The sequence below is a fragment of the Parabacteroides chinchillae genome (assembly GCF_900108035.1).
Lineage (GTDB): Bacteria > Bacteroidota > Bacteroidia > Bacteroidales > Tannerellaceae > Parabacteroides > Parabacteroides chinchillae.
Genome location: NZ_FNVS01000009.1, coordinates 89,311 through 108,915, shown reverse-complemented (window position 1 = coordinate 108,915; position 19,605 = coordinate 89,311). Strand labels below are relative to the sequence as shown.

The window sequence follows — 19,605 nt, the reverse complement described above, 5'->3', positions numbered from 1 at the left end:
TGTAACTGTTTATTCAAATAATTCTGGTTATCTTTGTAAGTTATCAACAGTTAGGGTGACTTATCAACAAAACAGGCATTGTTTTGATTGAACATGATTTGGTTCGGTTTTTAATGTTTAGTTTTGCCCCGAATTAATTGTATATAATATGGGAAAGATTATCGCTTTGGCAAATCAGAAAGGTGGTGTTGGAAAGACTACTACTACGATTAATCTGGCTGCATCTCTGGCTGCTCTTGAGAAAAAAGTGCTGGTTGTAGATGCCGATCCGCAGGCGAATGCTTCGTCCGGACTGGGCGTGGATATACGCAATGTGCAACTTTCTATCTATGAATGCTTGGTGAATGGAGAGGGTTCAAAAAGAGCAATAATTTCTACGGAAGTAGAAGGACTGGATATTATTCCTTCTCATATAGACCTGGTAGGTGCGGAGATTGAAATGTTGAATATGGAAAACAGGGAACAGATATTGAAACAGATATTAGTTCCGCTGAAAGATTCGTATGATTTTATTCTGATAGATTGTTCGCCGTCATTGGGACTAATTACAGTGAATGCGCTTACAGCTGCCGATTCCGTAATGATTCCTGTACAATGTGAGTATTTTGCCCTGGAAGGAATCAGCAAACTGTTGAATACGATTAAAATTATTAAATCTAAACTGAATCCTGCGTTGGAAATAGAAGGCTTCTTACTTACAATGTATGATGCCCGCCTTCGTCTGGCAAACCAGATATATGAAGAGGTAAAGCGTCCGTTCCGCGATTTGGTGTTTACTACGGTAATACAAAGGAATGTAAAGTTGAGCGAAGCGTCTAGTTATGGTAAACCCGTTTTGTTGTATGATGCCGAATCCAAAGGAGCGGTTAACCATATGCAATTAGCCCAGGAATTGATAGATAAGAACAAATAGTATTTTGATTTATGGCAGTAATGAAACGATCGGCTTTAGGCCGCGGATTGGATGCTTTGATTACGATGGACGATCTGAAAACAGGTGGTTCTTCTTCTATTAGTGAAATAGAATTAAGTAAAATACAGCCTAATCCAAACCAGCCTCGCTCTGTTTTTGAAGAAGAAGCTTTAGAAGAATTAGCAACTTCTATCCGTGCCCTTGGCGTTATTCAACCGATTACTTTAAAAGAAACCGGGACAGATAAGTATATGATTATCTCCGGAGAACGTCGTTACCGTGCTTCTTTGAAGGCTGGTTTGGATAGAATACCAGCTTATATTAAAACGGCGGCCGACGAGAATGTTGTCGAGATGGCGTTGATAGAAAATATACAACGCGAAGACCTGAACTCCATTGAAATTGCTTTGGCTTATCAGAAATTGATAGATAATTACGGGCTTACTCAGGAAAAATTAAGTGAACGGGTAGGTAAGAAGCGTGCGACGATTGCTAACTATCTGCGTCTTTTGAAACTTCCTGCAGAAATACAAATGGGACTGAAGGATAAAAAGATTGATATGGGACATGCACGGGCTCTGATTTCGGTAGAAGATCCGGAGATTCAGTTGGCGTTATATGAACAAATATTGGCCGAAGGGCTTTCTGTTCGTAATGTAGAAGATTTGGTTCGTAACGCAACAGAAGGAGGTAAACGGGAGAAGAATGAGATTGCTCCCTCCCGGAAATCTATGTTGCCGGAAGAATTTAATCTGCTGAAAGATCATCTTTCCCGTTTCTTTAATACAAAAGTACAGTTAGCATGTAATGAAAAAGGTAAAGGGCGCATTACTATTCCTTTTGCTTCGGAGGAAGAACTGGAAAAGTTGATAAGCTTATTGGATAAGTTAAAATGAAAGATATAATCATATACTTTTTAATATTCATGTTAGGCTGCCCGTGTGTGATGCGTGCGCAGGAAAATCTGCCTGAAGCTGCTCCCGATTCGTCTGTCATGGCTGTATTAAAAAGTGCCGACTCGATTGTTGTTCCGGCTGCTACGAAAATGAAGATGGAATTTAAACCGAGCCCTACCAAAGCAACACTTTTAGCATTAGTTCCCGGATTGGGACAGATATATAATCGTAAATACTGGAAACTGCCTATCGTATATGGAGGTTTCATGGGATGTCTTTATGCTATAACATGGAATAATAAGAACTATCAGGATTATTCTGCGGCTTATAAAGATATTTTGATTGACTATAATAATGGGAATCCGTTGCCGGAGAAAGATTGGCATGATAGTTGGACTTTGCTTTTACCTAACGGGCGTGATGCGGCTGAATATGTGAAAAATACACAGTTTCATAGTCAGTTGAAGAGCAGGAAGGACTTTTACCGGCGTTATCGTGATTTGAGCATTATTATTACGGTCGGTATTTATTTCCTGAGTATTATAGATGCTTATATTGATGCCCAATTGTTTGATTTTGACATATCCCCGGATTTGTCAATGCATCTTGAACCTACTGTTACTCCGAAGACACATTATAGTCCCCGGACGTATGGCTTGAATTGCAGTTTAACATTCTGATTAATTATAAATGAAAACGTACCTGCTTACTGCCCTGTTATGTTTAGTTTGTGCTTTTGGACCTGTGAATGCCCAAACACAGACAGACGGCGAACAAAAATATTCGGCCTTGTCAGCAGATTCTATTGCTGAGGAGGTGGGCTTGATACCGGAGAGTCTGGATGCAAATGTAGACAGTCTGTTCCGTACCTGGCATGTGCAATATTTTTCTAAGGTAGATGAATATTGCCATGATGATGTTGAAAATGTTTATTTCCCAGACTCTATCTATATTCAGCGTTTGGATAGATTACCCCGCGTGATTTCTTTACCATATAATAAGATCGTGCGCGATTGTATTGATTTATATGCAGATCGTAAACGAGATTTGGTACGCTATATGTTGGGTATGGCCGATTTTTATTTCCCTATTATAGAACAAGTGCTAGATAAACATGGCTTGCCTATCGAATTAAAATATCTTGCTGTTGTAGAAAGTGCCTTGAATCCGGTGGCTTTGTCGAGAGTTGGAGCTTGCGGACTATGGCAGTTTATGTTGCCAACCGGCAAAAGTTATGGCTTGGAGATTAATAGTTTGGTTGATGAAAGACGTGATCCTTTAAAAGCAACCGAAGCAGCCTGTCAATACTTTAAGGATATGTACGCAATTTACGGAGACTGGAATCTGGTGCTTGCTTCCTACAATTGCGGTCCGGGTAATGTGAACAAAGCAATTCGACGTTCGGGTGGAAAAACGGATTTCTGGGATATTTTTCCATATTTGCCAAAAGAAACCCGTTCGTATGTGCCGTTATTTATTGCAGCCAACTATATAATGAATTATTATTGTGATCATAATATCTGCCCGATGCAGACAAGTCTTCCTTTGGCTACCGATACGATAATGGTTAATAAAATGTTGCATTTACAGCAGGTTGCAGATTTGCTTCATCTGAGTATAGAAGAACTGCGTGCCTTGAATCCGCAATATAAAAGAGATATTATTCCAGGGAATGCAAAAGCTTCAGTATTGAAGCTTCCTGCTGCTGAAACGTATGCTTTTGTAGACAAAGAGGACACTGTATATACTCATCGTGCAGAAGATTTACTGGCAAATTGTATTCCTGTAACCGGTGCAAGCAAGAATTTATCACGTTCGGTAACTCAGGAAAAGATTACTCATATTGTAGGTGCAGGAGAAAATTTGTATACGATTGCTAATCGTTATGGAGTGACCGCTCGGGATATTCGTAAATGGAACGGTCTGAAATCGAATAGAGTTGCAAAAGGAAGGCGTTTGAAATTGTTTGTAGATAATGGCGGCGTAGCAATTGCTTCCAGCCAAAATTCAAAGAGAGACAATAAAAATACAGCAACAACTGCTGCACGGAAGACCATGGTTGATAAAGATGCTTCTAACTCAAAGCAGGCAAGTTTGCCGCTTGTGGGGAAAAACTTCGTTTCCTATAAGGTGAAGTCCGGAGATTCGCTTTATTCAATTTCACAGAAGTATCCAGGTGTTACAGCATCGTCGTTGCAAAAGGTTAACGGGTTGTCTGGTTCTGATATTCGCCCCGGACAAGTGTTGAAAATTCCTGTGGGCTGACCTGCTATTTTCCTTGCTTTGTGATGCCCTTCTTCTGAATATTTGTATATTTGTGGCTAGAGATGTTTTTATAAACAGGAGGAAAGGTGATCATGGAGGATAATACAAAGGACACAAAAGATATACAGAGTGCAGGCGAGGCGAAACCTGCTTTATCGGCTGATGAGCAAATGATTCAAGAAGGATTCGATGCTCTTCTGAAAGATTATCTAGCTTCTAATCACCGCCGTAAGGTGGAACGTATCACAAAAGCATTCAATTTTGCTAATCAAGCACATGCCGGTGTAAAACGTCGTTCGGGTGAACCTTATATAATGCATCCGATAGCTGTAGCCCATATTGTATGTAAGGAAATGGGGCTGGGATCTACTTCTATTTGCTCCGCCCTCTTGCATGATGTTGTAGAAGATACGGAATATACTGTAGATGACATTCGCGATATGTTTGGCGATAAAATCGCCCAGATTGTAGACGGCCTGACAAAGATATCGGGCGGTATATTTGGGGAACAGGCTTCTGCGCAGGCCGAAAATTTCCGAAAGTTGCTTCTTACCATGAGTGATGATATCAGGGTGATTCTGATTAAAATAGCAGACCGTTTGCATAATATGCGTACACTGGGTTCCATGCTACCGGCAAAGCAATTCAAGATTGCCGGCGAAACACTTTACCTTTATGCACCTATGGCTCATCGTTTAGGACTTTTTTCTATTAAGACCGAACTTGAAGACCTGAGCTTTAAATATGAACATCCCCAAGAGTACGAATTCATCAAAGAGAAGCTGAAATCTACCGAAGCAGCCCGTAATGCTTTGTTTCAACATTTTGCAGAGCCTGTAGATAAGAAACTAAAAGCTATGGGGCTTAGCTATGAGATGCGTGCCCGGGTTAAATCTATCTATTCTATATGGAATAAGATGGAAAGTAAAGGGGTGACTTTTGAAGATATCTATGATATCTATGCTGTTCGTATCATTTTTGATCCGCTTCCCGGCGTAGATGAAAAGAATCAGTGTTGGGATATTTATTCGGCTATTACGGATATATACCGTATTCGTCCGGATCGTATCCGTGATTGGGTGAGCCGTCCGAAAGCAAATGGATATCAGGCTCTGCATCTTACAGTGATGGGGCCGGATGGAGAATGGGTGGAAATCCAGATACGAAGCCGTCGTATGGATGAAATAGCAGAGAAAGGTTTTGCTGCTCATTGGAAGTATAAAGAGCATCATGTTGAAGAAGATACCGAATTGGATAAATGGCTTCAAACAATTACGGAAATACTGGAAAGTCCGGATCCGAATGCTTTGGATTTTCTTGATACGATTAAGCTGAACTTGTTTACTTCCGAAATATTTGTATTTACTCCGAAAGGCGACATAAAAACTTTGCCGCAAGGCGCTACATCTTTGGATTTTGCTTATGCTCTTCATACTGATGTTGGCAATCATTGTATAGGGGCAAAGGTAAACCATCGTTTGGTTCCTTTAAGTCATCCATTGGCTAGTGGAGATCAGGTGGAAATACTTACTTCTCGATCTCAGGAACCGCAGGCAGAATGGTTGAATTTTGTTACAACAGCGAAGGCAAGAGCTAAGATTGACGCTGTACTGAAACGTGTACGTAAAGAAGCAGCAAAGGCTGGAGAAATAAAGGTTATTGCAGCATTTAAGCGTGCAGATATGGAGCCGAACACTTCTAATCTGGACAAACTTTGTATGTATTTTGGTTTTTCCAAGCGTGAAGAATTTTTCTGTGCTGTGGAAAAAGGTGATGTGGTTCTTCCTGAAAATATAAAGAAGTTATTGAAGGAGAAGACTGATAATGTTCTGTTTAAATATGTAAAGCAGGCTTTGCGGGTAGGCACTAAACCTAAAGAGGCCGAGATAGAACAAACACCGAAAGAAAAACCTCGATTTGATAAATCGAAGCCATACATTCTTCGGGAAGAAGCTTTTGAACGTAACTATGTTATAGCAGAATGTTGCAAACCTATTCCGGGTGACGAAGCACTGGGTTTTATTAATGATGACGGAAACGTTGTTGTACACAAGCGTTCGTGTCCGATAGCAATGCGTTTGAAGAGCAGTTTTGGTGAACGTATTCTGAATACAGAGTGGAGTAGTCATAAGAATGCTTCTTTTGAGGCCACATTAGAAATAAAAGGTATCGATTCGATGGGAGTGCTTAATACGATAACTAAAATAATTTCCGATGATTTTAATGTTAATATCCAGCGTTTGCTGATAGAGGCAAAAGACGGAGTGTTTGAAGGTAAGATCAAAATGAAAGTACACGATGTGGAAGATATACAGAAAATGTGTGTTACGCTTTCTAAAATCAATAATGTCAAGTCGGTAGGACGCGTGGCCGATTGAACATGAGAAAGGGTAGGCATTCAAATAAAAAAAGGTAAGCATTCGGATCGGTCTGGATGCTTACTTTTTTTATTTAGTATATCAGGTAGACAGTGTAGGCCACATAACATATAGCCATGAAGATACCTTCCCACCGTGTTATTGTCCGTTTTTTGAAAAGTAGCCCAAAGATGTAAAGTAAAATGCAGGAGCCAATCAAGATTCCTAAATCCATATTGGTAATACCTTGTATGCTCATCGGGCTGATAGCTGCACTGCATCCCAGTACAAAGAATATGTTGAATAAGTTGGAACCAATAACGTTTCCAATCGCCATTTCCGGATTCTTTTTCAGGGCAGCTACTATAGATGTTGCCAGTTCGGGCAGAGAAGTTCCGCCGGCTACTAATGTAAGTCCGATAACAGATTCGCTTACCCCCAAACTGCGCGCAATGCCTGACGCTCCGTTTACGAAAAATTGTCCTCCATAGATAAGCCCGACTAATCCTCCCAGAATGAATAAAGAAGATTTCCAGACGGGCAATTCTTTAATAGATGTCTCGGTCTCTGCATTTCTATTATGTGCAATGGCAAATGTATAACTTAAGAAAATAAGGAAGAAGCAAAGTAAAATTAACCCGTCACTACTGCTTATGATATTTGCCGGGGCTTTATTTATGAGCATGTCGTTTGAGCAAATAAATAAAATTATGGAGGCAAGGATGCACAACGGGATTTCTTTGCTTAATGTCCCTTTTGTTATATTGATCGGGACGATGGCTGCCGTGCAGCCAACGATCATTAAAGTATTAAAAATGTTACTGCCTATTACGTTACCTATTGCTATATCAGCGCTTCCCTTCAAAGACGATACGACACTTACGGTTAACTCAGGCGCAGATGTTCCGAAAGCAACGATCGTAAGCCCGATAAACAAATTGGATATGCGGAAGCGTTTAGCAATTGAAGCCGAACCATCCGTAAGAGCATTTGCTCCTACGAGAATAAGTACTAAGCCGCCAAGAAGCAGGACGATATTCATACAATTAGTTTAAAATGGTAAATCGTCTATCGGGTTGGCTGGTCCGAAATCAGGTTCAGGTGATGCGATCGGTGCTGCTGCCGGAGCGAAATTATCCGGAGTGATAGTCTCCGCCGGGTTTTGGGTTACAGCTGCTCCTGCACGTTCGATTTTCCATGCACTGATGTTGGTGAACCAACGTCCCTGGTACTCACGGCTGTCGATGTCGAAAGAAACAGTCAGTTCTTCTCCTGGCTGTATGGCTGCCTGTGCAATCCGGTCGGCCCCAAAAAGTTGGAAGCATACCTTTTTAGGGTATTGGTCGTGTGTCTCTAGTACATACTCTTGTTTTTTCCATTCGTTTCCAGTTTTGCTTATACCGCCTTGCTCTGGCAGTACGGCAATAATCTTTCCAGTAATTTCCATGTTTATCGTTTTATTAATTGACTGCGAAGTTACCCTTTTTACCTGTAACATGCTAGATGTTTGGTTCGTTTTTATCAACAACCTGGTCTATATCTATAGGGTCAAGGAGATCAAAAGCGGCTTTTAGGGTAAGTAGTTCTTCTTTTATTTGCTTGAGCCGGTTTACGATCTCTTCTTGGTTTATGGTTGTTTCTTTGTTATCTTTAAGTTTCTGCCGTGCACCAGCAAGCGTCATGCCCCGTTCTTTTACCAAGTGATAAATAAGGCGTATTGCATCGATATCTTCCTGCTTATAGAAACGGGTTCCTTTACTGGTTTTCCTCGGACGTATGATATCAAACTCTTTTTCCCAGAAGCGTAGCGTAGACTCATTGACGTCGAATATCTGTGCCACTTCGCTTATGGAAAAGTATAGCTTTTGGTTTTTATTTTTTTTTAGTCCCATAGCCTTTCAAGTAATTAATCCATAACCTGACCATGGTTTTCTGCAATCTGAATCATACGGTCATACTCTTCAGGTGTAAGATCCATATAGTAATATTTGGAAGGATTGTCGTGTTTACCGTGTACAATTACCTCATAATGCAGGTGAGGCCCGGTGGATTTCCCTGTATTGCCTACTTCCCCTATAACTTCTCCACGAGTAACCTTTTGTCCTACACGGGCTTTGAATTTGCTCATGTGGCCATATAATGTTTCAAATCCATAACCATGATTTATAGTCAAACAGTTACCATAACCTTGCTTCCATCCTGCAGAAGTCACAACTCCATTGCCGGTAGCATAAATTTCTGTCCCGATTTTAGCGGAAAAGTCCATACCTGCATGGAAACGCGGAGTACGATAAATCGGATCGATTCGTACGCCATAACCCGAAGCTGTACGCCTAAGGTCTTTGTTTGATATAGGCTGGATAGCGGGGATGCATTTGCTCCGTTCTTCCAGATTCTTGCCCATAGAGATGAGTTCTTCCAAAGAGTTGGATTCAATATATAGTTGTTTTCGCAACATATCCATCTTTTGAGTGGTTGAAACAATAAGCTCCGGATTGGATAAATTCATTAAATGCTCGTATCGATTACTGCCGCCAAAACCGGATTTACGTACCGATTCCGGAATTGATTCTGCCTGGAAGATAGCACGGTATAAATTTTCATCTCGTTGTTGTATGTCATCAAGTGTCTCCAATGCATTGCTTAGCCGTAATGAAAGTACTTCATATTGCGTTTGCATCAACTTGTTTTCTTTCCTTAGTTGCGATTCCATGGGTGAATCTACTAAGTACATCATGGCAAAGAATGTTGCCACACCAAAAACAATGCCGGTGCTTAAATGCCGGATTACTGTAAAAAAGCGGTCTCTGCCAGAGGGATAAACGCGCTCATAATTGAGGGTGTTTGGGTTATAAAAATAGTATGTTTTACGAGATTTAAATAGTCCCATTGATTTTTTTATTACTTGGATGTGTGCAAAAATAATAATTTGCAGTACTTTTGCAAATTGTTTTTCAGAATATTAACGAGAACTATATAATAGATATGTTGACAGCAAAAGAAACCCGTGAGTCCTTTAAAGCATTCTTTGCCTCAAAGGATCACCAGATTGTGCCGTCTGCACCGATGGTGGTAAAAGGTGACCCTACATTGATGTTTACCAATGCAGGAATGAATCAGTTTAAAGATATAATCCTGGGGAATGTTCCTCGTAAATCTCCTCGTGTCGCGGATTCACAGAAATGTCTTCGTGTAAGTGGCAAGCACAACGATTTGGAAGAAGTAGGCCATGATACTTATCACCATACCATGTTTGAGATGTTGGGAAACTGGTCTTTTGGCGATTATTTCAAGAAAGAAGCCATCAACTGGGCATGGGAGTATTTGGTGGATGTGTTGAAACTGAATCCAGAACGTTTATATGCTACTGTATTTGAAGGTAGCCCTGCCGAAGGGCTTGAACGTGATAATGAAGCAGCCGGCTATTGGGAACAATATCTGCCGAAAGATCATATTATCAATGGTAACAAGCATGATAATTTCTGGGAAATGGGAGATACGGGTCCTTGCGGTCCATGCTCTGAGATACATATAGACCTCCGTCCGGAAGAAGAACGCAAGGTACTTCCCGGCCAGGATATGGTAAATAAAGACCATCCTCAGGTTATTGAGATATGGAATCTGGTTTTTATGCAGTTTAACCGCAAGGCAGATGCTTCTCTGGAGCCACTACCGGCAAAGGTGATTGATACAGGAATGGGATTTGAACGCCTGTGCATGGCTCTTCAAGGCAAGACGTCTAATTATGATACAGATGTATTCCAGCCTATTATCAAGGTAATTGCCGGAATGGCTGGAACTGTATATGGCAATGATAAGGAACAAGATGTGGCAATGCGTGTAATTGCCGACCATATCCGTACGATTGCTTTTGCTATTACTGACGGACAGTTACCTTCTAATGCCAAGGCCGGTTATGTAATTCGTCGTATTTTGCGCCGTGCTGTTCGTTACGGATATACTTTCCTGGGACGGCGCGAAGCATTTATGTATAAATTGTTGCCTGTTTTGATTGAGACAATGGGTGATGCTTATCCTGAATTGATTGCACAGAAGACATTGATAGAAAAGGTTGTCAAGGAAGAAGAAGAATCTTTCTTACGTACATTGGAAACAGGTATTCGTTTGCTGGATAAGAAGATGGAAGATACTAAAGCTGCCGGAACAAATGTCCTGAACGGAGTGGACGCATTTACTTTATATGATACTTACGGATTTCCGTTGGACTTGACTGAACTGATTTTGCGTGAAAACGGAATGGAAGTCAATATAGATGAGTTCAATGCTGAAATGCAGAAGCAGAAAGAACGTGCACGTAACGCGGCTGCTATTGAGACTGGCGACTGGATCACTATAAAAGAAGGAGAAAGTAAATTTGTTGGTTATGATCTGTTTGAGTGTGAAGCCGAAATTCTTCGTTATCGTCAGATCAAACAAAAGAATAAGACGTTATATCAGATTGTTTTGGATCAGACGCCTTTTTATGCCGAAATGGGTGGTCAGGTAGGTGATACCGGTTGGTTGATTTCGGATGACGAGAAGATTGAAATAATTGACACGAAGCGTGAGAACAATCTACCGGTTCATTTGATCGCTAAATTGCCAAACGATGTAACAGCAACATTTACGGCAAAGATCAATGAAAAGAAACGTGTGCAGTGTGAATGTAACCACTCGGCTACTCACTTGTTGCATGAAGCATTGCGTGAAGTGTTGGGTACGCATGTCGAACAGAAAGGTTCCTATGTGTCTCCCCAGTCTTTACGTTTCGACTTTTCACATTTCCAGAAAGTAACAGATGAAGAACTTCGTAAAGTGGAACGTTTGGTTAGTGAAAAGATTCGTGCAAACTATCCGCTGGAAGAACATCGGAATGTGCCGATTGCCGATGCAAAAGCAATGGGCGCCATGGCTTTGTTTGGAGAAAAATATGGTGATGAGGTTCGTGTTGTAAAATATGGAAGCTCGGTGGAACTATGTGGTGGTACACATATTCCTGCTACAGGTATGATAGGTTCGTTGCGTATTATAGGCGAAAGTTCTATTGCAGCAGGCGTTCGTCGTATTGAAGCTGTAACGGCGGAAGGTGCAGAAGATTATGTATATGCACAGCAGGATTTGCTTAATGAAGTTCGTGCCTTATTTAATAATATGCCAAACATTTCACTGGCTATCAGGAAATCTATCGAAGAAAATTTAGATATGAAGAAGCAGCTGGACAATTATATCAAGGAAAAAGCTGCCGGATTGAAAAAGGATATTGTAGCTAAAGCGATCGAACGTAATGGTGTGAAGTTAATGACTTTTATAGGCAAAGGTAACCCGGATGCGATGAAAGATGTAGCGTTTCAGATTAAAAGTGAGACAGAAGGTAGTTTCCTTTTTGTTGCTGGAATCGTAGACGATGCCAAATGCACACTGATGGTTATGCTTAGCGATGATTTGGTTGTTGACGGTTTGAATGCCGGAAAGATGGTAAAAGACGCAGCTAAACATATCCAGGGTGGCGGTGGCGGTCAACCTCACTTTGCAACAGCAGGAGGTAAGAATCTGAATGGCCTGTCTATTGCAGTAAATACTGTCATCGAAGCTGCTGGATTAATGTAAAAGAAGTTTTATTCGGAAGAAATTTAGATTTCTCTCGGAAGAAAATAAAAAATCCTTCGGATGCACCTCTGATTTACAGTTTGCGTCCGGAGGATTTTTTTATGCCTCTTTGGATAATAAGAATACAAATAATACCTTTGTCGTAAAAGCTACAATTAAATAAGAATAAGTATGTCAGATCAAAAAGTTTTAATTTGCGAAAATCTGAAAGTTGAATTACAGGAATTTCTGTCTTCTCTGAATTATGATAAACTTTTTATCCTGACGGATACAAATACGCAGGAAAAATGTTTCCCTTTAATACAAAGTGTTCCGGCAATACAAGATGCTCCGGTTATAACTGTTGAGGCGGGAGATATGCATAAAAATTTGGAACAAATTTCTTATATCTGGACACGGCTGTCTAATGAAGGGGCCTCACGTAATTCATTACTTATAAATTTAGGCGGAGGCATGATAACGGATATGGGAGGCTTTGCCGGAGCGACATTTAAACGTGGAATACATACTATTAATATTCCAACTACATTGATGGCTTCGGTTGATGCGGCTGTAGGAGGAAAGACCGGGATTAATTTCAATGGATTGAAGAATGAGATAGGTTCTTTTTATCCTCCGTTATGTGTATTTATTGATTGCGGATTTTTGAGTACGTTGGACAGGAATAATCTTTTGTCCGGATATGCAGAGATGATAAAACATGGATTAATCAGTTCCATGGACACGTATGCATCTGTTATGCTTTTTGATTTGGATCAGAAATTAGATTATACATTCCTTAATCGTATGGTTGCTCAGTCGGTGGCTGTTAAAGAACAAATAGTGGAGGAAGATCCGAAAGAAAAAGGTATTCGGAAGGCCTTAAACTTCGGGCATACAATAGGCCATGCTTACGAAAGTTTGTCGTTTAAAAAGAACAAGCCGTTATTGCATGGCCATGCTGTGGCTGCAGGTATTGTTAGCGAATTGTATTTGTCTCATAAATTTTGCAACTTCCCTATGGACAAATTAAGCCAGGTCGTTTATTATATCAAAGAGTATTATCCGCCTTTTATGTTTGATTGTAAGGATTATGAAAGCTTATACGAATTAATGACGCATGATAAGAAGAATGAAGGCGGTGTTATCAACTTTACTTTGCTTGCAAATATTGGTGATGTCCGCATAAACCAGGATGTAGAGAAGGAAAAGATTCTCGAGTCGTTGGATTTCTACCGTGAAAGTTTTGGAGTGTAACTAAAATAGTTTACCTTTGCACCCGTAAAAATAAAGCGGGATGTAGCTCAGCCCGGTTAGAGTACGCGTCTGGGGGAAGGGAGCAAAAATAAATTTAAAAAACTTATTATGCTTTGATATATAAGGAGTTAGACTTGATTGTTTAGCTCTTTTTTTATTTCTCCCTACCACTTTCATAAAACATTTGCTATATTTTGTTGCAAATGAATGCAAATTCATTTTTTCTTTTTCCATATTTATATTTTGTTTTATTTTAGTATAAAGGTCAGACCTTTTATTGATAGGGACAACAAAATATCAAAGAATCATTGATGTACTTCTTTCCTCCAAATTCCTTTATTGTACCAATTTCAGCTCCTTTCTTGGCCTTTTCAAAATATTCAGGACCAAACTGTTGCTCCATCGACTTTTTTAGTATATCTTTATGCTCAGAAAAGGAAGGATTAATAAATCTCTTCAATTTCTGTTGAAAGTCATTGTTGTTTTCTCCAACTTCTGCGGAATTGGACTGCAGTTTGGATGAAAATTTCAATGACTTTTCTTTATCTCTCCATATAAGCAATCCATTCATAACCCAATCTTTAATTGCATTAAGACTTTCTTTAGGATAAATACTCCTAATTGAAATAACGATAGCATCTTTCTCTTTAAAATCTATTTGTAATGCAACCAAAATATTTATACCATTACTTGTTAAATCAGTAATAACAACTTTTGATGTTGATTGTGTTTTGCTATTTAATACAAATATAGGATTATTCAGAGCAAGAGGTAAATTCTTTATGTCTTTCAAATTGAAAGGATGTTTATTCTTATATTTATCGCTCGATTTTAAAGATAAAGATGTAGCCATCATATGAATTTCTCTCTTCGGAAATCCAGCACTTAATAATTTATCTTCTGGATAACCAATATTGTACTTATACCCTTTTGGAAGTTCTCCTTTTATTTGTTTCTCAAGATCTTCATTAAACCTTTCGTTTATTTGATATAATTTGTTCTTTCTAAGATATTCCCATCCTTCAGCAGTCTTCTTCCAATCAGAATCTCCAAATCTTCTAATTTCACCAATCTCTGCTTTTCTCCCTTTTTCAAAAAATCCTCCTTCAACTTTCATCAAATCTTGTTCTAGAGACTTTCTGAGCAAATATTTTTCAAAATATTCTACAGATTTTTGAATATCTGTAGAATTTATGATGTTTTCCTTTGTTTTGAAAGGTATTGTTTTTTGGAATGAATCCTTTCTGTATTTTTCAGAACCCTTTCTTTACACTAATAAATAGAATGTCGCAAGTGAAAAAGTCGTTAATGTATCTCATACAATATATGTTTTGATACTATTTTTAATTTTTTCTTTTAAGTTCATTCGCATTTTTAATCATCGTGTCAAACATTTTGTTTGTGAGATTTTCCTGCTCTTGTTTAGAAGCCCTTTCTATTATCTGGACATTCCCACTATCATTCCAACGGTCAAATTCTTTCGCAAAAACATCGGTTGTTACTCCCATATTCTTTGCACCTTTGTCAACTCTATCAATACCTATGATATTGATGACATTCTTTAATACTTTATTTCTTTGCAAATTCTCATATGCTTCTTCAATAGAGATTATACTTAAAATCTTCTCTATTCGTTCATCATCAAATCCAACCTTTTTCAAGTGGTCTATTATTGCTTTTATCTTTTCTTCCATCATTATAATCCTAAAGACTTCATATTCTTTATAAACTCTTTTTTTGCGGGAAAAGAGGCAACCTTCTTGCTGTCGCGATTTAAAATTTCAATGAGAACATCTTCCCTTTTTATTTTTTCAGATCCTATACGTACCTGTAATCCTGCATTATCAATAAAAGTAGATCGGTTTGGAGAAATAGGATCATCCAAACTTGGCCCATGATACATATGGTATGAAGGAGATGCTTCGTTTCCAATTACTACTCTCCATTTACAAAAATCTTTATCACTATTCCAAATGACATCTTTGTCCTTATTATTTTGGAATGATATGACAAACATTGGTGCCTCTTGAAAGGGATTAACAGGAATAATACCTGTTTTTATTTCTGTAATTGTTAATTGAAAAGTTTCTTCAAGAGCATTTAAGTCTTCAAATGAAATATTTGCATCACTAATTATTGATAATTGAATACTATCAGGTTGTTGCTTTGTTGTAGTGTTATTAGTGTCCTTATTATCCGATAGAATAATTCCCCAAAAGAGAATACCTAAAATGAGTATGCATATAAAAGATAGTAAATTGACATTTTGTTTCTTTCCGGTTTCTTTTATTAATTTATATCCGCAATTAGGACAAAATTTAGCGTTTTCTTCTATTCTTTTTTTACAATGTGGACAATTTTTGTATAAGTGGATCAGTTTTGATCCACAATTGGAACAATTCTCGGATCTCTCCTTATGATATATTATTTTACAGTTAGGACAAATTTTTTGGTTTTGTAATTCTTTACTATTTTTTTCTTCTGTCGTTTCCATATCCTTTTAATTTAAATATTCTAAAGGTCTAACCTTTTATTTATTTAATCAACATTCTACTAAAGACTTTTCCCATAAATTGGAAAGTGTCTCTCCTTCATAAATCCAATAAGGAGTCGGATGAGTTATATTAGGTGATAACCGTTGTGTTACGGCACTTAATGACATAATCTCATTGTTATATTTTACCTTATTTCCTTCAATGACTTCTATTTCTATATTATTATTGTTTTTATACGTCAATTTTGCTCCAATAGGGATGCCCATTCTCTCAAAATTAAAAGCAGGTCTCTTTTTCTTCATTGTTTCTCTTGCAACCTTTTCTTCTGTACTGATGTCAGCATCCAAATCATTATTTATTTCTTTTTTTATGTTGTTTGGACCTAATAATTCTAAAATCGCTATAACTCGTTCTATATCCATTTTAAAAAATTCTCTATTAGGATTAATACGGTCAGGAGCAAAAGCAACATGTAAAGCCTTCTCTGTCCTAGCAAAATTTGTTATTTCACAAGCATAGACACATTCAAAAGGTAATGGAACTCCAGTACTACTATATAACTCTTTCATTCTTTGAGCTATTTCCATTCGTGAAGTCGTACCTATTTTTACAAGACCTGGCATGGCTGGGTTGGTGAGAGCGTAAACAATACCTACATTTTCTTCTTTTTGATTTTCCATATTTTTATTATACTATTAATCAGTGTATTAATATGTAAAATCATTGTTTGGATAATTTATAAAATCAATATAATCACTTTTCTGCGTATTGACCATACATAATTTTTTCTCTTTTAAATGTAGGTAATTACACATAAAAGACAGACCTTTATACTACTATACTACAAACTTGATTTTATAAGATTACTAAACTGGATATTTACAATCAATACAAAGAAATTCCACCCAGTTTCGAAGAGGAAGGTTAACAAAAAAGCGTGGAACTGCAATATGTGTTTTGATATGTGTCCGGGAAAGTCGAAAATGAAAACAAAAGCATAACAACTGCAAATATAACCACTAATATACAATACTTTATGTGGTATCAGATTCGGGATAGTCATCTTAATTTGTTTTAATCCGTTTCAAGTTTCTTCGGGATATATGGGAACATATACGGGAATTATTGTACCTTTGCAGAGTGAATCAAAAACGCATTGCCGATGAAAGTTTCCGTATATCTGAAAAAGAACGGTTCCTTGACTTCGAACATCTGTTTCCGGGTCAGGGAGAAGAACGTGGACATAAAGGTCGTTTCGCCCCTTGTAGTTTATGACAAGTATTGGGATGCCGACACCCTCTGTTACAAACGCACGACAATAGTACCTGCCACAGAACAGAAACGCCTGCCCGAACAGATAGCCGCCATCATCGAGAGAGTGGAAAAGACCTTTTCGGACAAGGCGGACAGCAAATGGCTGAAACAGGTCATTGAGGATGTACTGTATCCTGCCCGCGCTTTCGAACGCAACCACCCGAACCTGCTCTGCCGCATCCGTGAGTATCTGGAGAAGTTTGACGGTGCTGAGAGAACCAAGGAACATATCATACACTTTGAGCGCAAGATGTCACGCTACCACGACTACCAGCGGGAAATACTGGGCAACACTGATTTCATCCTCTTTGTGGAGACCGTCACGCTGGAACAGATGAATGATTTTCGGGATTATGTTATCAATGAACATTTACTTCGTCAGGAACATCCCGACTTCTACGCTCCCCGTATGCTCATCAACCACAAACCCAAGCCGCTTTCCAATACGACAATCATTAATACGATGAACCTTTTCTGCACGTTCCTGCACTGGTGCAAGAGGATGAAGTATTCCGACAACGAGGTCTATATCCTCTACGGATGCAAGGAACCGACCTACGGCGATCCCTTCTACCTTACATCAGAGGAACGGAACATTTTGTACGATGCGGATTTGGGAGACACCCCTAAACTGGCAGTCATCCGGGACATTTTCGTGTTCCACTGCTATATCGGTTGCCGTGTCAGTGACCTCTACCGGCTAACAAGGGACAATATCAGGGACGGTTTTATAGAATATATGCCGCAGAAGACAAAGAAGTGTCAGGCAAAGACCGTCAGAGTACCCTTGCACGAAAAAGCATTGAAGATACTGGAACGCTACGATGCAAATGCGGATAAATTACTTCCGTTCAAGCCTATAAATACTTATAATCTCGGCATAAGGGAATTGCTGAAGCATTGTGGCATAGACCGTATGGTCACCATTCTTGATACGCACGGCTACAACACCGTGCAAAGACCCTTGTATGAGGTGGCCAGCAGCCATACTGCAAGAAAGACCTTTGTAGGCAACCTGTACAGGCAAGTGCCCGACCCGAATCTGATAGCCTCCATGTCGGGACATGTGGAGGGTAGCAGGGCATTCAACCGCTACCGCACCATCGATGACGACATGAAGCGCAAGCTAGTGGAAATGATAAATTAGGAAACTCAAAAAGGATACATATATGAAAGTAACGGCATTCATCAGAAAGACATCGGCCAAGAACAACGTGACTGATCTGGCACGTGTCTATTTTCGTGTCCGGGATGTTGGTGGAGTGGACATCAAAGCGGCAAGCGAGTTGTCCATCAATCCCAATCACTGGAGTGCGGAGAAACAGGGGTACAAGCCCCGTGTGGCTTTGGTATCGGAAGAGAAGCGGATGAACTTCGACAGGGACATCCAGCAGATAACCCACCTTATAACTAAAGAGTACCATCGTGGCGTGGACGGCAACTGGCTCAAAGGGCTGATAGAGGAATACCACCACCCCAACATCAACGCAAGGGGCGGTAACAAGGCGGATGAATACCTGCTGTCCTACCAGATTCAGAAATATATCTACGAGACTCCGCTTGCTCATGACAGCATGAAGCACCATCAGGACAATCTCAACAAGGTACTGCGTTACGAACGGTTCAAGCACGAGGTCATGCACCAGCGTGGATTCCGCCTCTGCATCGACTCCATCACGGCAGACGACATAAGGGACTTCAAGTTCTGGATGCAGGAGGAATACAGGTATGTGGACATGTATCCGGTATTCTATCGGAACGAGCTACGCCGCAATGTCAAGCAGAAACGCTCCGAGAACAGCATGTCGGGAAGCCTCTACCGCATCCGTACCGTCATAAAGTGGTGCATCAAGCGCGGACTGACAAAAAACAATCCGTTTGACCAGTACCAGATTGCCCAGCCCATGTACGGCGACCCGTTCTACCTCACCCTTGAAGAGAGGGACAAGGTGTACTATGCCGATTTGAGCGGAATGGGTGCCACCTATCCGGTCTATCGTGACATATTCATGTTCCAGTGCCTTATCGGTTGTCGTGTGAGTGATTTGAACAGACTGACCAAGGCGAATATCGTTGACGGTTGTGTGGAGTACATCCCACAGAAGACCAAGCTGGAACACGCCAATACTGTACGTGTACCACTTAACCAGAAGGCGCTGGATATATTAGAGCGTTACAAGGATCTTGAAGACGCACTGCTTCCAAGGTTCTCGCACTTCGGCTACAACAAGAAGATAAAGGAGATTCTCAAGTATGTGGGCATCGACCGCATGGTCAGGGTGCTTGACCCGAAGACGCGCGAGGATGTGGCACGGCCTCTATACGAGGTAGCGACCACTCACACGGCACGGAAGACCTTTATAGGCAACCTCTACAAACAGGTCAAGGACCCGAACCTGATTGCCTCCATGTCGGGACACTCGGAAGGCAGCAGGGCTTTCGCCCGATACCGCAAGATTGACGACGAGATGAAGAAAGAGCTGGTCAACCTGTTGGATTGACGGTTTCCCTCATTTCTATCC

General features: G+C 39.9%; 18 protein-coding genes. 9 read left to right on the top strand and 9 right to left on the bottom strand.

Translation table 11 applies throughout. The annotated features are described in order from the left end of the window. Nucleotides 1-148: 148 nt before the first annotated feature. From C4S38_RS08895 to C4S38_RS08875, 5 genes are all read left to right on the top strand, one after another. Nucleotides 149-913 (top strand): ParA family protein, encoded by a 765-nt coding sequence (locus tag C4S38_RS08895; protein WP_103983441.1) that lies wholly within the window; start codon nucleotides 149-151, stop codon nucleotides 911-913. A gap of 11 nt (nucleotides 914-924) precedes the next feature. Beyond that, nucleotides 925-1,809, top strand: coding sequence for a ParB/RepB/Spo0J family partition protein (locus C4S38_RS08890; protein WP_099463692.1), 885 nt, complete (start codon nucleotides 925-927; stop codon nucleotides 1,807-1,809). Then, nucleotides 1,806-2,489: a DUF5683 domain-containing protein gene (locus tag C4S38_RS08885; protein WP_103983440.1), complete on the top strand. Its 684-nt coding sequence runs from the start codon at nucleotides 1,806-1,808 to the stop codon at nucleotides 2,487-2,489. The genes C4S38_RS08890 and C4S38_RS08885 overlap by 4 nt, the downstream gene beginning before the upstream one ends. Before the next feature lie 10 nt (nucleotides 2,490-2,499). Continuing rightward, nucleotides 2,500-4,074 (top strand): lytic transglycosylase domain-containing protein, encoded by a 1,575-nt coding sequence (locus tag C4S38_RS08880; RefSeq protein ID WP_103983439.1) that lies wholly within the window; start codon nucleotides 2,500-2,502, stop codon nucleotides 4,072-4,074. A 92-nt stretch (nucleotides 4,075-4,166) separates the two neighbouring features. Beyond that, complete coding sequence (locus tag C4S38_RS08875) at nucleotides 4,167-6,452, top strand: RelA/SpoT family protein (RefSeq protein WP_103983438.1); 2,286 nt, start codon at nucleotides 4,167-4,169, stop codon at nucleotides 6,450-6,452. 73 nt (nucleotides 6,453-6,525) lie between these two features. Here C4S38_RS08875 and C4S38_RS08870 read toward each other — a convergent pair whose 3' ends face one another. From C4S38_RS08870 to C4S38_RS08855, 4 genes are read right to left on the bottom strand one after another with little or no spacing between them, the layout of a single operon-like run. Continuing rightward, nucleotides 6,526-7,473 carry a calcium/sodium antiporter gene (locus C4S38_RS08870; protein ID WP_103983437.1) on the bottom strand — a complete coding sequence of 316 codons (948 nt, stop codon included), beginning with the start codon at nucleotides 7,471-7,473 and terminating at the stop codon, nucleotides 6,526-6,528. 9 nt (nucleotides 7,474-7,482) lie between these two features. Next, nucleotides 7,483-7,878: a DUF3127 domain-containing protein gene (locus C4S38_RS08865; protein WP_099463687.1), complete on the bottom strand. Its 396-nt coding sequence runs from the start codon at nucleotides 7,876-7,878 to the stop codon at nucleotides 7,483-7,485. Between the two features lie 52 nt (nucleotides 7,879-7,930). Beyond that, nucleotides 7,931-8,323: a MerR family transcriptional regulator gene (locus C4S38_RS08860; RefSeq protein WP_099463686.1), complete on the bottom strand. Its 393-nt coding sequence runs from the start codon at nucleotides 8,321-8,323 to the stop codon at nucleotides 7,931-7,933. 14 nt (nucleotides 8,324-8,337) lie between these two features. Continuing rightward, nucleotides 8,338-9,321 carry a M23 family metallopeptidase gene (locus tag C4S38_RS08855; protein ID WP_103983436.1) on the bottom strand — a complete coding sequence of 328 codons (984 nt, stop codon included), beginning with the start codon at nucleotides 9,319-9,321 and terminating at the stop codon, nucleotides 8,338-8,340. 95 nt (nucleotides 9,322-9,416) lie between these two features. Between C4S38_RS08855 and alaS the strand changes: the two genes are divergently transcribed. Then, nucleotides 9,417-12,038, top strand: a complete 2,622-nt coding sequence (gene alaS, locus C4S38_RS08850) for an alanine--tRNA ligase (RefSeq protein WP_103983478.1) — start codon at nucleotides 9,417-9,419, stop codon at nucleotides 12,036-12,038. A gap of 171 nt (nucleotides 12,039-12,209) precedes the next feature. Further along, nucleotides 12,210-13,274, top strand: a complete 1,065-nt coding sequence (gene aroB, locus C4S38_RS08845) for a 3-dehydroquinate synthase (RefSeq protein ID WP_103983435.1) — start codon at nucleotides 12,210-12,212, stop codon at nucleotides 13,272-13,274. Here the strand turns inward: aroB and C4S38_RS16050 are convergent, their stop codons facing one another. The 5 genes from C4S38_RS16050 to C4S38_RS08820 all read right to left on the bottom strand — a co-directional run bounded on the left by C4S38_RS16050 (nucleotide 13,275) and on the right by C4S38_RS08820 (nucleotide 16,449). Next, nucleotides 13,275-13,508 carry a hypothetical protein gene (locus C4S38_RS16050; RefSeq protein ID WP_099463683.1) on the bottom strand — a complete coding sequence of 78 codons (234 nt, stop codon included), beginning with the start codon at nucleotides 13,506-13,508 and terminating at the stop codon, nucleotides 13,275-13,277. A gap of 40 nt (nucleotides 13,509-13,548) precedes the next feature. Then, a complete protein-coding gene (locus C4S38_RS08835; RefSeq protein WP_103983434.1) occupies nucleotides 13,549-14,391 on the bottom strand; it encodes a MuF-C-terminal domain-containing protein in 843 nt (280 codons plus the stop codon). Between the two features lie 226 nt (nucleotides 14,392-14,617). Beyond that, nucleotides 14,618-14,968 carry a hypothetical protein gene (locus C4S38_RS08830; protein WP_143813338.1) on the bottom strand — a complete coding sequence of 117 codons (351 nt, stop codon included), beginning with the start codon at nucleotides 14,966-14,968 and terminating at the stop codon, nucleotides 14,618-14,620. 2 nt (nucleotides 14,969-14,970) lie between these two features. After that, nucleotides 14,971-15,768 carry a zinc ribbon domain-containing protein gene (locus tag C4S38_RS08825; protein ID WP_103983433.1) on the bottom strand — a complete coding sequence of 266 codons (798 nt, stop codon included), beginning with the start codon at nucleotides 15,766-15,768 and terminating at the stop codon, nucleotides 14,971-14,973. Nucleotides 15,769-15,816: 48 nt separating this feature from the next. After that, nucleotides 15,817-16,449 carry a GIY-YIG nuclease family protein gene (locus C4S38_RS08820; RefSeq protein WP_103983432.1) on the bottom strand — a complete coding sequence of 211 codons (633 nt, stop codon included), beginning with the start codon at nucleotides 16,447-16,449 and terminating at the stop codon, nucleotides 15,817-15,819. A 482-nt stretch (nucleotides 16,450-16,931) separates the two neighbouring features. Between C4S38_RS08820 and C4S38_RS08815 the strand changes: the two genes are divergently transcribed. Further along, nucleotides 16,932-18,230: a site-specific integrase gene (locus C4S38_RS08815; protein ID WP_103983431.1), complete on the top strand. Its 1,299-nt coding sequence runs from the start codon at nucleotides 16,932-16,934 to the stop codon at nucleotides 18,228-18,230. A gap of 22 nt (nucleotides 18,231-18,252) precedes the next feature. Then, nucleotides 18,253-19,584, top strand: coding sequence for a site-specific integrase (locus C4S38_RS08810; RefSeq protein ID WP_103983430.1), 1,332 nt, complete (start codon nucleotides 18,253-18,255; stop codon nucleotides 19,582-19,584). The last annotated feature ends 21 nt before the right edge of the window (nucleotides 19,585-19,605 follow it).

Bases quoted from the DNA above. Each gene is read 5' to 3' on its own strand.
- C4S38_RS08895 (WP_103983441.1), top strand. From the start codon at position 149: ATGGGAAAGATTATCGCTTTGGCAAATCAGAAAGGTGGTGTTGGAAAG.
- C4S38_RS08890 (WP_099463692.1), top strand. From the start codon at position 925: ATGGCAGTAATGAAACGATCGGCTTTAGGCCGCGGATTGGATGCTTTG.
- C4S38_RS08885 (WP_103983440.1), top strand. From the start codon at position 1,806: ATGAAAGATATAATCATATACTTTTTAATATTCATGTTAGGCTGCCCG.
- C4S38_RS08880 (WP_103983439.1), top strand. From the start codon at position 2,500: ATGAAAACGTACCTGCTTACTGCCCTGTTATGTTTAGTTTGTGCTTTT.
- C4S38_RS08875 (WP_103983438.1), top strand. From the start codon at position 4,167: ATGGAGGATAATACAAAGGACACAAAAGATATACAGAGTGCAGGCGAG.
- C4S38_RS08870 (WP_103983437.1), bottom strand. From the start codon at position 7,473: ATGAATATCGTCCTGCTTCTTGGCGGCTTAGTACTTATTCTCGTAGGA.
- C4S38_RS08865 (WP_099463687.1), bottom strand. From the start codon at position 7,878: ATGGAAATTACTGGAAAGATTATTGCCGTACTGCCAGAGCAAGGCGGT.
- C4S38_RS08860 (WP_099463686.1), bottom strand. From the start codon at position 8,323: ATGGGACTAAAAAAAAATAAAAACCAAAAGCTATACTTTTCCATAAGC.
- C4S38_RS08855 (WP_103983436.1), bottom strand. From the start codon at position 9,321: ATGGGACTATTTAAATCTCGTAAAACATACTATTTTTATAACCCAAAC.
- alaS (WP_103983478.1), top strand. From the start codon at position 9,417: ATGTTGACAGCAAAAGAAACCCGTGAGTCCTTTAAAGCATTCTTTGCC.
- aroB (WP_103983435.1), top strand. From the start codon at position 12,210: ATGTCAGATCAAAAAGTTTTAATTTGCGAAAATCTGAAAGTTGAATTA.
- C4S38_RS16050 (WP_099463683.1), bottom strand. From the start codon at position 13,508: ATGGAAAAAGAAAAAATGAATTTGCATTCATTTGCAACAAAATATAGC.
- C4S38_RS08835 (WP_103983434.1), bottom strand. From the start codon at position 14,391: ATGAAAGTTGAAGGAGGATTTTTTGAAAAAGGGAGAAAAGCAGAGATT.
- C4S38_RS08830 (WP_143813338.1), bottom strand. From the start codon at position 14,968: ATGGAAGAAAAGATAAAAGCAATAATAGACCACTTGAAAAAGGTTGGA.
- C4S38_RS08825 (WP_103983433.1), bottom strand. From the start codon at position 15,768: ATGGAAACGACAGAAGAAAAAAATAGTAAAGAATTACAAAACCAAAAA.
- C4S38_RS08820 (WP_103983432.1), bottom strand. From the start codon at position 16,449: ATGGAAAATCAAAAAGAAGAAAATGTAGGTATTGTTTACGCTCTCACC.
- C4S38_RS08815 (WP_103983431.1), top strand. From the start codon at position 16,932: ATGAAAGTTTCCGTATATCTGAAAAAGAACGGTTCCTTGACTTCGAAC.
- C4S38_RS08810 (WP_103983430.1), top strand. From the start codon at position 18,253: ATGAAAGTAACGGCATTCATCAGAAAGACATCGGCCAAGAACAACGTG.